We start from the raw sequence: 13,800 nt of genomic DNA, 5'->3' as shown, positions 1-13,800 counted from the left end.
CAAATTCGAAGGAACGGTGTTTTTCTAGAAAGTTTATTTCATTGTAAATGACAACCCCAGCTACTCTAGATGAGCCCGTTCATATCCAATTAACGAAATGTGAATCATTTTGGCAGGTAGAAAAAGGCTGCTGAACAAAGACAGGAGAAGGGAATGATGGATTGCGGCATATTCATCATTTCATTGGATTTTGAATTAAACTGGGGCGTGCATGATGTTTTTACGCTGCAGGAATACGGCCAACATCTGCTTGGCGGTAGGAAGGCCATTGGTGAGATCTTGTCTCTATTTCAAAAATACGATATACATGCTACGTGGGCAACAGTCGGAATGCTTTGTTTTGATGAAAAAGAGACACTGGAAACTCATATGCCAATGACTCAGCCGAGCTACGAGAATCCGCGGTTCTCCCCTTATGGAAAGCTAGCAAATATAGGGGGAAATGAGGAAACGGATCCCTACCATTTTGGCGAGTCGATTGTGCAGCAAATCTTGCAAGTCCCGCATCAAGAGATTGGCACCCATACTTTCTCCCACTTTTACTGTTTAGAAAAAGGGCAGACGGCCGATCAATTTAAGGCGGATTTAGAAGCTGCATTGAGCGTGCCATGTCTGAACGAATTACCAATTCGTTCTCTTGTGTTTCCACGGAACCAAGTGAATCCTAGGTATTTGCCAATATGCGAGGCGGCGGGAATTGAATCGTATCGTGGAAATGAAGAAAATTGGCTTTATGAACCGACCAGCTATGCGAGCAGAGGCAGCTGGAAGCGAGTGCTTCGTCTGATGGATTGCTATGTTAATCTGACTGGCCATCACACCTACCGGATGGAGCGAAGTAATAGCAACGAGCCGATCAACCTCCGTTCAAGCAGATTTCTACGTCCCTATCATCCAATGCTGCACGTTTTCGAGCCGCTTCGCCTCAAACGGATAAATAAGGCGATTGAATATGCGGCAGAGAAGAGGGAAATCTATCATCTTTGGTGGCATCCGCATAATTTTGGTACGAATACTGCTGAAAACTTGATGGTCTTAGAAGAAATACTGCAACATGTAGATAAAATGCGTCAAGTATATGGTATGCAAAGTGCAAATATGGCAGAGGCGGCAGAACAGATTGGGAAGCTGCAAAGGAATCCTTAAAGCGGGGTTCCTTTTTTGGCTTTCTATATAATTATTGCGATTTAACAATATATATTTATTGCAAAACGATAAATATTTATTTATAATCATCTCAAGATAACTAAGTGAGGTGTTTTTTTATGAAACGAGGTTCCACCCTCTTTTTAAAAGTCGCAGTTATAGTAATGGGAATACCGGTACTTGCGCTATGCATCTTTTTTGTCCCCAATATAGCTGAGTTTGCAGCGGAATTATATCCGGATCATGGATACTTGAGGTATTTAGTTCTCATCGATTTATATGCTGCGGCCATCCCTTTTTATATCGCCCTATATCAAGCGTTTCGTTTGTTGGTGTTGATTGATAGAAACCTGGCGTTTTCAGATGTAGCTGTTCGTGCTTTGAGAAATATTAAATTCTGCGGAATGGCTATCTGTCTGATCTATATTATCGGCTTGCCACTACTGTATTTGATCGCTGAAAAGGACGACGCCCCCGGTCTGATTGTTATAGGTATGGTCATTGCTTTCGCCTCCATAGTGGTTTCGGTATTCGCTGCTGTGCTTCAGAAGCTGTTGAAAGAAGCCATCCATATCAAAACGGAAAATGATCTGACAGTCTGAGGTGAATGATATGACAATTATTATTAATATTGATGTGATGTTGGCGAAACGGAAAATGAGTGTAACAGAACTCTCAGAAAAGGTCGGGATTACGATGGCGAATTTGTCCATCTTGAAAAACGGCAAGGCAAAAGCGATCCGGCTGTCGACACTTGAGGCAATTTGCAAGGCGCTCGATTGCCAGCCGGGCGATTTATTGGAATACGAGCCAGAGGGTCGTTCCGATGATTAAAGAAGCTAGATATGAAGTCGCGTGGGGTAAGCGTATAAGCAGGCCAATCCGGCAGCTTGTCCGTTTTGGCTGGGAGCAGGCGATGTCCTGCTTGTTCCCAGTTGTTATTTTTGGGTCTCTTGCTGCTACGCAAGTCATTCCTCTTCCTTTTTTGCCGAGATATGATTGGCTGCTCCTCATCTTCCTTCTCATGCAGTGGTGGATGGTGAGATCGGGTCTGGAAACAAAGGATGAGTTGAAGGTCATAACGCTCTTCCACTTGATTGGACTAGCCTTAGAAATATTCAAGGTGAATATGGGGTCTTGGTCATATCCGGAAGAAGGTTACTTCAAAATACTAGGCGTACCTTTATATAGCGGATTCATGTATGCCAGTGTGGCTAGTTACTTGTGCCAGGCATGGCGGCGATTGGACGTGAAGCTGGTGAAATGGCCGCCATCCTTTCTAGTCATCCCATTAGGCGCGGCGATTTATTTGAACTTTTTCACGCATCATTTTTGGGTGGACATCCGTTGGTGGCTAGCTGCGTTGGTTATTGTCGTCTTCTGGCGGTCGTGGGTGACGTATGAAGTGAATAGGGTGCAATACCGGATGCCAATTGCCTTGTCATTTATACTGATCGGTTTCTTCATCTGGGTTGCTGAAAACATCGCCACTTTTTTCGGAGCTTGGCAATATCCAAACCAAACCGAAGCATGGAGCCTTGTTCACTTAGGGAAAGTGAGTTCATGGCTGTTATTGGTCATTGTCAGTTTTCTTATCGTTGCGACGTTGAAACAGACGAAAGCAAAGATCTCAAGATAGCAAACACCCTCTCAAGTAATCTACTTGAGAGGGTGTTTTATGAGAGATGAACATCTATTTATACTCTGCTTCTCGTTCTTGTAAGTTTGGCGATATCCTTTATTGCCATGAATGCGATTTGCAGACCAGCCAGGACAGTCAATAATCGATAAATAAAATTCTGATAGAGCGTAATCCAGTCTAAAAAGAAGAGATTGTCTGCGATCTTCTTTGCGAAAGTACCTGCATTATTTAAATTGGGTTCTAAAAACGTTCCATCCGTAGCTATAAAAACAAGCTGGGCTGCAATGAAACCACCAACAATCAGCAGCCATTTATTCAAGGGGCTTCGTTTAACAGGTTTCACACATTTACCTCCTTCTTTTTGTTACAGGAATTCTTTCGCTTTGTAAATCTTCAAAGACAATCCCCAAGAGAGGACATAACAAACGAGCGAACCGATTGCCAGCAAGGCCCAATACAAGCCAATGCCCATGGATTGGATAATGGATGTGGATTCAATCAAATATTTATAGAGATAATAAATAAAATAAACTCCTGCAATTGCTGTGCCGATAAACAGAATAACGAATGTAAAAATAGTCTTTTTCTGAGCAAACTTATATACCACAGGAAAGAATATGCTAGCGGATACCATCATGACGATGAAACTGCCAATAATCTCTTCCCAAATAGAGAGACTTGAGAAAGCGGAACTCCATTCGCCGTTTGTAATTCTGGCAACTGTCATAACAATTGCCGTAACCATCAATAATACAACTAACAAAGTGGAGTAACGTGCGCTTACTATTTCTTTACGAGTGAAGGGCAGGGAATTCCAGAGCTTATTTCCATGAGCAAGTTCGTCATAATGAAAAGTATTCATGGTGATAATGGCTGTTATGATCGCCACGACAAACATGACGTCTTTATTTAAAACGATAAAAAACAACAGCATGGCAAAATAGAGCAGCCACGATAATTTATGAATCACCAAGTCTTTTTTAATTAACAACAGCAACGTTCTTACCTCCTTGCATGTAGTACATGATATCTTCTAAGCTTGCCTTTTCGATGACCGCTTCGTTTCCGAAAAGGGATTCTGCTATATTTTGATCGGCGGATAACCCTTCAAATCCTGTTTTGGTTTTTTTTATGGCGAGGAAGCATTGTTCTGTATCACGGTCCAGAAGTTCGATGCCGCCTCGGACGACTGCATAGTTTTCCTGAAGCTCGTGAATGTCCTTCGAAAAAGCAATCTGGCCTTTTTGGACATACGTAATATAATCCGCTATTGTCGATAAGTCGCTCATAATATGGGTGGACAGCACGATCGACTTATTTCCGTCGAGCATGATGTCCTGCATGATATCAAGAAATTCCCTTCGAAAGACAGGGTCGAGTCCGGCAGTCGGCTCATCCATGACTAATAGATCGGCTTTGTGGGAAAGCGCGATTGCGAGTGTTGCTTTCACTTTCATTCCCTTCGAAAAGGATTTCAATTTTTGTTTGAGCGGCAGCTCGAAAGTGTCACAATACTGGTGGAACAAAGCGTCATCCCATTTTGAATAACAGGGGGCAATCAGTTTTTTTTGATCATGCAAAGTCAATTCATCGTATAGGACATCCTCGCTGAAGATGAAACCGATGCGGTCTTTGATGTTTTTTTCATGCTTGGCATAGTCCATTCCGAACACATGGACCTCGCCAGAATCCGGCTTTACCAAGTTTAAGATCATTCTCATAATTGTCGACTTTCCTGCGCCATTTGAGCCGATAATGCCTGTGACAAAGCCTTTTTTTACTTCTAGTGACACGTCAGAAACGCGGAAGTGATTGTACGATTTGTTTACATTTTTCAACTCTATTACATGTTCCATTATGATCTACTCCTCATATAGTATCGTTATCCATTCTTTCAACTCTTTCAAAGACAGCCCGATTTCTTTGCTGTTCGCAATGACCTCCTGCAACTTCTCTTCCATGGCAGTCAACTTCTTCTCTTTGATCATGTCGACATTTTGCTCTGCAATGAAGGAACCCTTGCCGATAATTGAATAAATATATCCCTCTTTTTCAAGTTCTTCATAGGCCCGCTTTGTTGTGATAACACTAATATGCAAATCCTTAGCCAGCTGCCGCATAGAGGGCAGGGCATCGCCTTCCTGCAATTCACCCGACAACACTTTTTGCTTAATCTGATCTTTAATTTGATTGTAAATCGGCTCTTTGGAGCTGTTGGAAATTAAAAGCTGCATGGTGAACCTCCTTTTACAATTGGAATTCCAATTAATCTATGTATATACACATTATATACAATATATACACATTGTCAATGGGCATATTGTGTGTTGACCATAAAGATGTATGTAACTTTCCGTTTAAACCTCTCGTCTACTAGTGAAAGAGGAGGTACGATCCTTTGAGATGGACCTTAATTGCAGTGGTGGGAAGTATGCTTGCAGGCTGTTCAACAGCTGCCACGAAGCCAGAAACGGATACAGGTAGTTCGACCATTGATTGGATTGAATTCGTGCAGTGGGAAGATACGGAGTATATCCGTAATTATGCAACAGCTGAATTGGATAACGAATGGCCGATTGGTAAGGAGTTGGGCGAAGTTACTTTCATGCTGGATGGCCACGCAGGAACACAATATAAAATCAAAAATGGAGATGCAGCATACTTGCCGATTGGGACCAAATTGTATGAGATGGAAGGTTATGACCCGGCTTTCAGAATTGTAGCAAATGGGGACCTCTACGAAGTAGCACGGCCGGGTAAATCTCGCGTGCTTGGTGATTTTTTGGATATCGATGGAGAAGTTAAGAGAGTTGTTTTGCAGAGCAGTGAAGATTTGTCATTTATCCATGAGTTTTCACAGAAGCATACCGAGGAGTTTATAGAGCAATTGCTTGCCATTCCTTATGCCCCTGATTCAGGAAGAAGGGAAGGCGAACGAATATTTTTTGCTATCGAATTAAAGGATGGTTCGATGACTCGCTCGCTTTACTTGCCAGAAACGGGCTATCTGGATTATGGAGGCAAGGCATCTCCTAGAATCGTCGAGATTTTTGAGGAAGAGTTGAAGGCGGCGGGAAATTAAAGAGCTGTTGTATTCGGGAGTAGCATGGGGTTCAAGTTTGTTTAGAATAGAAAGTAAAAAAGTACAAAGAGGAATGCCATTCACCACTAAAATAGTGGGCGAATGGCTTTTTTGATGAAGGAAACAAGCGAATTGTCCGTGCCTTCATTTCTTATTGAGAAATTAAGTTGACAATTGAGAATGAGAACGGTTATCATTTGTTTAATGAAATTGAAAATCATTATCAATTGGAGGAGAACGAGATTGAAGAAGGTATTCGGTGTTTTATTAGTAGGAGCTTCACTGGCATTAACGGCTTGTACGTCTGATAAAGAGGAGCCTGAAAAGGCTGATCAGGTGTCCGCACAGGCGGAAGATGAGCAACAAGAGACATCAAATGAAAATACATACGGAGTAGATGAGAAAAAACTCGATGAATTGATGACACAATTCCCAGAGACAGAAGCGGACAGGATTATCACGACATCAGTTCCGCTAGCGGAAATGTTGAATCTGCTGGATATTACACCGGTTGGTGTACCGACTTCAACAAATCCTTTGCCGAAGGAATTTGAATCAATTGATCAGATCGGCTCCCCAATGGCGCCTGACTTAGAAGTGATTACAAGCCTGCAGCCTGATTTGCTGCTTGGGGCAAAGTCACTCCAGAGCTCCTTGGATGAAAGCCTGAAAGGGATGAATTTGCAAACTGCTTACTTGCCTACAGATTCGTTCGATGACTTGAAAACGAGCTTTTCCGCATTAGGCACCTATTTTAATAAAGAGCAAGAAATGAATGCGGTATTGGATAAACTGCAAAAAAAAGAAGAGGAACTGAAAGAGAAAGGTGCAGGCAAGGAACTGAAAGAGAAAGGTGCAGGCAAGGAACTGCCAAGTGTCATGCTGATGATTGGCACTGCTGACTCCTTCATGGTCATGAATGAAAAGTCTTATATTGGCAGCCTAATAGATAAATTGGGCGCTGAAAATATTGCGACCACCATCCTGCAAGCGAAGGATACCTATTCGGCCTTGAACTTGGAAGATGTAGTGGCAGCGGATCCGGATCTCATTTTAGTATTGGCCTCAGGCGATCACGGTGCATCCGAGGACATGTTCAAAAAAGAAGTGGAGAAAAACGAAACATGGAAAAGGCTTTCGGCTTATCAGAACGACAACATTCATATTTTGGACTATGAAGTGTTTGGCGTAACTTCCATTCAAAATGCCGAACGTGCTTTGACGGATATTGCCACGTACTTCTATGAATAAAGAGAGAGGGCTGTAAGGAATGATGACAAAGGCTCGAAACGGGATGACAGTTAGTGTTACATTCGCACTGGTTGCCGTGGCTGCAATTCTTGCAATCGGTGTTGGGAGCGTGACAGTCCCTGTGCCTGACATCTTGCAAACGCTCTTCAAGACGGCTGCAGATGCAGTGAATGACACGATCATCTTCAACATCCGGTTGCCGCGCGTCCTATTGGCGATGATCATCGGAGCGAACATTGCGATCTCCGGTGCGATCTTGCAAGCGGTGATGGGCAATCCACTCGCAGATCCAGGACTGACAGGGGTAACAAGTGGAGCAGCGGTGGCTGTGCTCGTCATTATGCTGGCCTTTCCCGAATATCTCGGGTTCGTCCCGATTGCGGCATTTCTCGGCGGGATTTTGGCTGCGACCGTTGTTTACGGATTGGCATGGCGTAGACGAGGGATATCTCCGATTACGATTATTTTGGCAGGAGTGGCCGTGAATGCATTATGTGGAGGCGTTGTGGGATATCTGTCCATTATGTATAGCGACAGATTGCCGTCAGCTGTGCAGTGGATGAACGGAAGTTTAGCTGCAAAAGGCAATAACGTCGTCTGGATGGTGCTCCCTTACTCCATCGTCGGCTGGATTCTTTCCTTAGTTGCCATCCGAAAGGCCAATGTCATCCGGCTTGGGGATCAAGTTGCCATGAATCTCGGTGAGAATGTCAATCGGATCCGTATTTGGCTATCGGTACTGGCTGTATTTTTAGCCGCCATCTCTGTGGCCGCCATTGGAATGATTGGTTTTGTCGGCTTGATTGTGCCGCATATGGCACGATTTATCGTTGGGTCGGATTATAAGTATTTATTGCCGATGAGCATGGCACTCGGAGCACTTGTTTTGTTAGTGGCGGACACAGGAGGGCGTACATTGTTTGCGCCGCTTGAAATTCCCGCGGGAATTGTGATGGCTGTCATCGGAGGTCCTTATTTTTTGTATTTGATGAGAAGGAGTGTTTTCTAATATGTTGCGAGTCGACTCCATTTCCATCCGCTACGAACGGAAGACGATTATTCAGGATTTTTCCTTCTCCGTGAACGAAGGGGAAATCGTCTCGATTATCGGCCCAAACGGTTCGGGAAAATCGACCTTATTGAAAGCGATTGCCCGGCAGACATCAGTTAGCGAGGGGAAAATTGAATTGGAAGGTATCGATGTCAAGTCGATGCATCCGAAGCAGACTGCGCGCAAATTATGTATGTTGAGCCAGCGGAACGTGGCGCCTGACGATATGACCGTTGCTGACTTGGTGGCCTACGGAAGATATCCCCATAAGAAATGGTTTGAAAAGCTGGGGAAAGAGGATGATGAAATTATAGGTTGGGCGCTCGACCGGACTCATCTATCATACTACAAAGATCGGCGAGTGGCCTCCTTGTCAGGCGGGGAAGCTCAGCGTGCATGGATTGCCATGGCACTGGCGCAACGGCCGAAGATCCTGCTTCTCGACGAACCGACAACCTATTTGGACATTTCCCATCAGCATGAGGTGTTGGAGCTGGTGCATGAGTTGAATCAAGAAATGGGGATGACGGTCATCATGGTATTGCATGATTTGAATCAGGCTTCCCATTATAGTGATCGCATCGTTGTTGTCAGGGAGGGGAGGAAGCAAATGTGCGGCAGTCCTTCCCAAGTGATGACGACAGACATGGTGCGTGACGTGTACCAGATGAATTGTGAAATTCAGTGCGATTGCAAGGAAAAAAAGCCACGCATCCATTTGCTGCATACGGCTCGATCATAAGGAGGAAATGACATGGTAAAGACAATTGATTTGGAAAAAAACAAAGAAAAGTACTTGAAGTTTGTAAAGGGCAGGAAGAATCTCACTTTGGCTACGTTGGATGAAGAAGGACTTCCGTTTACAAGCTGTGCACCATTCATTCAAAAAGATGGCAAGCTATACATTTATATCAGCCAAGTAGCAGAGCATTATCGTTATATGGAGAAAAACGATATCGTGGATGTGTTCCTTGTGGCAGATGAGTCTGCTGTTCCGAACACATTTGCGACGGAACGTGCCAGATGGAGATGTATCCCCCACAATATTGGGAACGAAGGGCATGAGGAACTCTTTGCTTTATTCAACGAGAAGTTTGATGCCAAGATGTTGAATGTGCTGAGGGGCCTTGATTTTTCCCTGTTCGAATTGACGCCTACAGAAGGCCGTTATGTCGTCGGATTTGGCATGGCTTTCGACGTTACTCTTGATGGTACGATATTCAAGCATGTCGTTGTTGACAAGTCAAATAAACCGGGGGCGTGAGCAAATGACGGAACAGGTACAAACAGAAAATCAGGCGTCGGTTCTTGCGATGTGGAATGCACTGCGACAACGTTTTGCCCAAATGGCGGAAGGGCTGACGGAAGAACAACTGGATTGGGCCCTTGGCGACACATCTATTCGTTTTTTGCTTCACCATACGGCGGAAGTCGAGTTCCTATTCGCGGAATGGTTTTTAGGAAAGAAGCAACCGGCACAACTCCCGCCTTTCAGCACACGGACCGAGTTGCTTGCATTGCTTCGGGCTTCTGATCAGCATGTGAAGGATGCGATCCATGCCTTGCCGGAGGAAAAGTGGACAGATCCAGTTGAATCGCGAATTGGCGCATCCACGCCGCTTGAGGCAATTGGCAGGCTTATGTATCATGCTGGTATTCATGCCGGGCAGATAGCATTAATAAAAAAACAGCATAATATAGGAGCATGATACATCAATGCAAAAGGAAGCCACATCGATGGCTTCCTTTTGTATTACATGTCGTCTTCTACAGCTGTTTCGGCACATGAAAGGATATAGTCGTTCCTTTATTCACATGGCTTTCCATAACCAATCCTTTGCCGAACAGCTGGGTCAGGCGTCGGTTTGTATTCGCAATCCCGATGCCGTGCTGGTGGTGGTTCGGTTCTATTAAGAGTTCTGTTACTTTGCTTGCTGGCATCCCGACACCATCGTCTTGGATCGTGATCGTAGTGAATTGCTCGTCATGGGTGACCGAAATGTTGACGGTCCCCCCTTCTGTCTTTTTGAGCACTCCATGATTGACCGCATTTTCCACGATGGTTTGGATGGAGAGGGGAGGGACATGAACCCCGTGTATATCCTCCATATCCCATATGATGTGCAGCCGGTCTCCGAACCGTTCTCTTTCGATAAATAGGTACGAACGGACCAAGTCGATTTCATCTTTCAGGGGAATTAGGCTTTGTGTATTGTCTACATGGAAACTCCGGTTCAAATAGTTTCCGAACTCATGCAACAGTTCGACCATGCGGGATGGATCCAACTCACCGAGCGACGCAATCGTGTTCAACGTGTTATATAGGAAATGCGGTTTGATCTGCGCTTGTAAGTATGCGGCTTCCAGTCTGAGCTGTTCCTTTATGGCCATATTTTGCGTTAAGAGCGCATGAACACGGGTTTTTAATTCAATCGCATTCGCCGGCTTCGCTACATAATCGTTTGCTCCTGCCTGAAAACCGGTGTAAATATCCATTGCCTGGTTGCGTGCAGTCAGTAACAGGATCGGGAGTTCTGCGATTGTGAAATGCTTTCGGATTTCCTTGCACAATTCATAACCGGACATTTCCGGCATCATGACGTCAGAAATGATCAGATCGTACATTTCAATCTTAAGTAAACGGAGGGCTTCCGAACCGCTTTCAGCAGTTGTCACGGTATACTGCCCTTCGAGAATACTGCTGATGACTTTCAAGTTGACGGGATCGTCATCCACAATAAGGATAGAACCTCTCGATGGAACGTCTTGTTCTGCAGTCTTTTCCTCGGCTGCTTGGAAAGATACCTTATATGGATGGACTTTTGCAGGCAGAATCGTTTCTTGTTGTTCTCCTTCCGATAAAGGGATCGTGAAAGTGAATGTAGTCCCTTTCCCAAAATCGGATTCAACAGTAATCTTTCCACCATGCAGTTCCACTAATTGTCGGGAAATCGCCAAGCCAAGACCGATCCCTTCTTGCCCCGTGTCCGTGGCTTGTACGTATCGATCGAAAATGCGGTCCATTACGTCTGTCGTCATGCCCATTCCCGTATCTTCAATTGAAATGGCGGCCTCTTTTTGAGTATGGCTGGAACGAATGGTGATCCTTCCTTCATCTGTGAACTTCACAGCATTATGGAGCAGGTTAAATAGGATTTGGACGAGCCGGCTTTCATCCGCATAAACAGAAGGGAAATTTGACGGAATGTCGGAAGCAATCGTCAATTTGCTCGTGTTTTTAATAAAATGAATCATGTCAATAACGCCCGAAGTTAGATCCTGAATATCCAGCGGCTTCTTATGTAACTTAATTCGCCCATCCTCCAACTTATCCAATTCAAGCAAGTCATTCAATGTATAAGACATCCGATTCCCGATTTGCAGAAGGAGTCCGAGATTTTGTTTTTCACGCTGGGAAAGATTTGATGAATTATCTTCCAGTAAAGAATGCGTGATGTTGAGAATTCCGTGCAAAGGATTGCGAAGTTCATGTGATGTATTGGCAAGGAAGATGTCTTTTTGGATATCCGCTTTTGCTAATTTGATATTTTGCTCATTGTGCAAGCGAACGACCATCATATGTCTTCGAAATAACAATAATGCAATCACCATGATCGAGATGAGATAATCAAACGGGTAATATGGAATATTGACGACAGCCGTTTTAATGGCGGTACCCCAAGCTGCATTTGATATGAAACAAAAGATATAGAATAAAATGAAAATCCCATCGACATTTCCCTTGCGAATCGAGGAAATGGTCGGAATGATTAGTAGTACGGCAATCAAAATACTATAGATCATCAAAAACCATTGCATCGAGGCAGTATGTAAAAGTGACGTTGTCAGCAAAAGTATGGCAATGGGGATGAATAATAGATATAGAAAATTAGAGATTCTTGACTTAATGTGAAACAGTACATTAATGAATTTCAACGTGACAACCAAAAGGCTGATAAGCAGCACAAAGAGCACTTTTATGTATAGATGGTTGGCAATAGGCAGCTGAAGTAGTACGTGATCATCTATTAAGAGAATAAAGCCGTTTAACGCTAACAAGAGACTAAAGTAGAGTAGTTCTTTTTCGTAGTATCCTTTTCCAATCAGGAAAATAGCCAATGCATAAATGCTGTGCAGGAAAAATATCATGCTCACGAGCATTTGGATTCCCTGCGAGAAGGACGCCTCTTTCATAATAGCTGACTGAAGACCAAAACGAATGGAATCATTCAAACCGCCAGACTCTGGATTATCGAAATTAGACACTTGAATCACAAGATCTATTTTTTTCTCATCCGTTGTAAACATAGCCGTTATCGGACCTTGCTTTTTTATTTTATGGATGGTTTTTGCTGTCGCTGTATTCTCTTTATTAATTAATTTTCCATTGACATAGATACTGGCGAATGTTTCAAATCCCTTCAATTGAATGCCATAAATTATTTCCTCCTGTTCCGGAAGAAGAATGGTCAATTGATAGGTGCCGTATTCGATTTCCGTATCCCCTGAAGAATTCAAAATCGTGCTCCAATTCTTCGGCACTTGAATATACTTCGGTTTCTCATCTTGTAATGTACTTTTCGTAATGAATGCCGAGGGGTGAAAAAACCACTCTCCATTCAAAGAGACTGTTTTATTGTCTTGCAAGGTCACTGTTCGAAGATCTGCAACCCCTTTAACCGCCGTTTGTTGTTCGGGTGAATTGAAGTACAAAAACCAACCTATCCGTAACGCGATAAGGCAAAATACAAAACTGCTAATTGTGAGCACGATATTCCGAGTTTTCATGCGGCTTGTCATCATCAAAGCTAGTCACCCTTAGTCCACATATTTCCTAACTGGAACCATTGTCTCAAAATACTTGCATTTTCACAATGTGACGTGATGATAGTATCTTTTAGTATACTATGCCACTTTTAAGTGCGTACTTCCTTTTTAAGCTACATTCCGGCATACTATGTATAGGCGATAGATGGCAGGGAAATGCTATCAAGAGTCAAAGTTATAAACAAAGGAGTCCAGCAGCATGACAATCAAAGTAAAAGCAATTATCGGAAGTACAAGCCCGACCTCATACAACTTGAAATTAGTTGAGTATCTCCGCAAAAAATATGCGGGCCAATTGGACATCACACCTGTATTCATCAATGATGTCGACATGTTCTCAGTGGCAAAGGAAAGCAATCCATCTGAATCAGTAAAAGCATTCATGGAAGATGTCCGTGATTCGGATGCTGTTCTGTTTGCAGTGCCAGAATACAATTTTTCTATTCCAGGTGCATTAAAGAATGCCGTGGACTGGTTGTCCCGCAGTAATTTTGCGATTAAAGACAAGCCGGCGTTCATCATCGGTTCGTCTATGGGGGTTCTTGGAAGCGTGCGTGCGCAAATCCACTTGCGTGAAATCCTTTCTAATCCGATGCTTTCTCCGGCTATCCTGCCGAATAACGAAGTGTATATCGGTTCTGTTCATCAAAAGATGAATGAAGAAGGCGAATTGACAGATACTGCGACGATCGATTTCTTGGACAGTGTCGTTCAGAACTTCATTGCATTCTACAATAAAATGAGTGCTTTGAACTGAGTTGAAATAGGAAGAGCCATCCCGTCTTAGAAAAGACAGGATGG

16 protein-coding genes are annotated in these 13,800 nt (G+C 43.6%); 11 read left to right on the top strand and 5 right to left on the bottom strand.

Features of this window, described 5'->3' with window-relative positions; all coding sequences use genetic code 11:
- The first annotated feature begins 156 nt into the window (after window positions 1–156).
- The 4 genes from NCCP2222_RS12550 (at window position 157) to NCCP2222_RS12535 (ending at window position 2,785) form a co-directional block, all read left to right on the top strand.
- Window positions 157–1,146, top strand: coding sequence for a polysaccharide deacetylase family protein (locus NCCP2222_RS12550; RefSeq protein ID WP_248512694.1), 990 nt, complete (start codon window positions 157–159; stop codon window positions 1,144–1,146).
- A 119-nt stretch (window positions 1,147–1,265) separates the two neighbouring features.
- Window positions 1,266–1,748, top strand: a complete 483-nt coding sequence (locus NCCP2222_RS12545) for a DUF2975 domain-containing protein (RefSeq protein ID WP_248512693.1) — start codon at window positions 1,266–1,268, stop codon at window positions 1,746–1,748.
- Between the two features lie 10 nt (window positions 1,749–1,758).
- A complete protein-coding gene (locus NCCP2222_RS12540) occupies window positions 1,759–1,980 on the top strand; it encodes a helix-turn-helix domain-containing protein (RefSeq protein WP_207963815.1) in 222 nt (73 codons plus the stop codon).
- A complete protein-coding gene (locus NCCP2222_RS12535; RefSeq protein WP_248512692.1) occupies window positions 1,973–2,785 on the top strand; it encodes a DUF817 domain-containing protein in 813 nt (270 codons plus the stop codon). The genes NCCP2222_RS12540 and NCCP2222_RS12535 overlap by 8 nt, the downstream gene beginning before the upstream one ends.
- 58 nt (window positions 2,786–2,843) lie before the next feature.
- Here the strand turns inward: NCCP2222_RS12535 and NCCP2222_RS12530 are convergent, their stop codons facing one another.
- Genes NCCP2222_RS12530 through NCCP2222_RS12515 form a run of 4 tightly spaced genes read right to left on the bottom strand, consistent with a single transcriptional unit; the run spans window position 2,844 to window position 5,022 of the window.
- A complete protein-coding gene (locus tag NCCP2222_RS12530; protein WP_248512691.1) occupies window positions 2,844–3,131 on the bottom strand; it encodes a YfzA family protein in 288 nt (95 codons plus the stop codon).
- Between the two features lie 21 nt (window positions 3,132–3,152).
- Window positions 3,153–3,785 (bottom strand): ABC-2 transporter permease, encoded by a 633-nt coding sequence (locus NCCP2222_RS12525; RefSeq protein ID WP_248512690.1) that lies wholly within the window; start codon window positions 3,783–3,785, stop codon window positions 3,153–3,155.
- Window positions 3,769–4,644: an ABC transporter ATP-binding protein gene (locus NCCP2222_RS12520; protein WP_248512689.1), complete on the bottom strand. Its 876-nt coding sequence runs from the start codon at window positions 4,642–4,644 to the stop codon at window positions 3,769–3,771. Before NCCP2222_RS12520 ends, NCCP2222_RS12525 begins: the two co-directional genes overlap by 17 nt.
- Before the next feature lie 6 nt (window positions 4,645–4,650).
- Window positions 4,651–5,022, bottom strand: a complete 372-nt coding sequence (locus tag NCCP2222_RS12515) for a GntR family transcriptional regulator (protein WP_207963805.1) — start codon at window positions 5,020–5,022, stop codon at window positions 4,651–4,653.
- A gap of 164 nt (window positions 5,023–5,186) precedes the next feature.
- Between NCCP2222_RS12515 and NCCP2222_RS12510 the strand changes: the two genes are divergently transcribed.
- The 6 genes from NCCP2222_RS12510 (at window position 5,187) to NCCP2222_RS12485 (ending at window position 9,881) form a co-directional block, all read left to right on the top strand.
- Entirely contained in the window at window positions 5,187–5,870 is a 684-nt protein-coding gene (locus NCCP2222_RS12510) for a hypothetical protein (protein ID WP_248512688.1), read from the top strand.
- Between the two features lie 243 nt (window positions 5,871–6,113).
- Entirely contained in the window at window positions 6,114–7,121 is a 1,008-nt protein-coding gene (locus NCCP2222_RS12505; protein ID WP_248512687.1) for an ABC transporter substrate-binding protein, read from the top strand.
- Between the two features lie 19 nt (window positions 7,122–7,140).
- The gene (locus NCCP2222_RS12500; protein WP_248512686.1) at window positions 7,141–8,130 is read left to right on the top strand and encodes a FecCD family ABC transporter permease; all 990 of its coding nucleotides are present in this window, start codon (window positions 7,141–7,143) and stop codon (window positions 8,128–8,130) included.
- A gap of 1 nt (window position 8,131) precedes the next feature.
- Window positions 8,132–8,914: an ABC transporter ATP-binding protein gene (locus NCCP2222_RS12495; RefSeq protein ID WP_248512685.1), complete on the top strand. Its 783-nt coding sequence runs from the start codon at window positions 8,132–8,134 to the stop codon at window positions 8,912–8,914.
- 12 nt (window positions 8,915–8,926) lie between these two features.
- Window positions 8,927–9,436 carry a HugZ family pyridoxamine 5'-phosphate oxidase gene (locus NCCP2222_RS12490; protein ID WP_248512684.1) on the top strand — a complete coding sequence of 170 codons (510 nt, stop codon included), beginning with the start codon at window positions 8,927–8,929 and terminating at the stop codon, window positions 9,434–9,436.
- Between the two features lie 4 nt (window positions 9,437–9,440).
- Window positions 9,441–9,881: a DinB family protein gene (locus NCCP2222_RS12485; RefSeq protein ID WP_248512683.1), complete on the top strand. Its 441-nt coding sequence runs from the start codon at window positions 9,441–9,443 to the stop codon at window positions 9,879–9,881.
- A gap of 58 nt (window positions 9,882–9,939) precedes the next feature.
- Here NCCP2222_RS12485 and NCCP2222_RS12480 read toward each other — a convergent pair whose 3' ends face one another.
- Window positions 9,940–12,975 carry a hybrid sensor histidine kinase/response regulator gene (locus tag NCCP2222_RS12480; RefSeq protein WP_248512860.1) on the bottom strand — a complete coding sequence of 1,012 codons (3,036 nt, stop codon included), beginning with the start codon at window positions 12,973–12,975 and terminating at the stop codon, window positions 9,940–9,942.
- A 223-nt stretch (window positions 12,976–13,198) separates the two neighbouring features.
- Here NCCP2222_RS12480 and NCCP2222_RS12475 point away from each other — a divergent pair, with 223 nt between their 5' ends.
- Entirely contained in the window at window positions 13,199–13,756 is a 558-nt protein-coding gene (locus NCCP2222_RS12475; RefSeq protein WP_248512682.1) for an NADPH-dependent FMN reductase, read from the top strand.
- Window positions 13,757–13,800 lie beyond the last annotated feature (44 nt).

Origin of the sequence: Sporosarcina sp. NCCP-2222 (assembly GCF_023168145.1) — a bacterium.
Classification (GTDB): domain Bacteria; phylum Bacillota; class Bacilli; order Bacillales_A; family Planococcaceae; genus Sporosarcina.
Note: the sequence above shows the minus strand (reverse complement) of the source record. Positions and strands in the feature narration are given on the sequence as shown.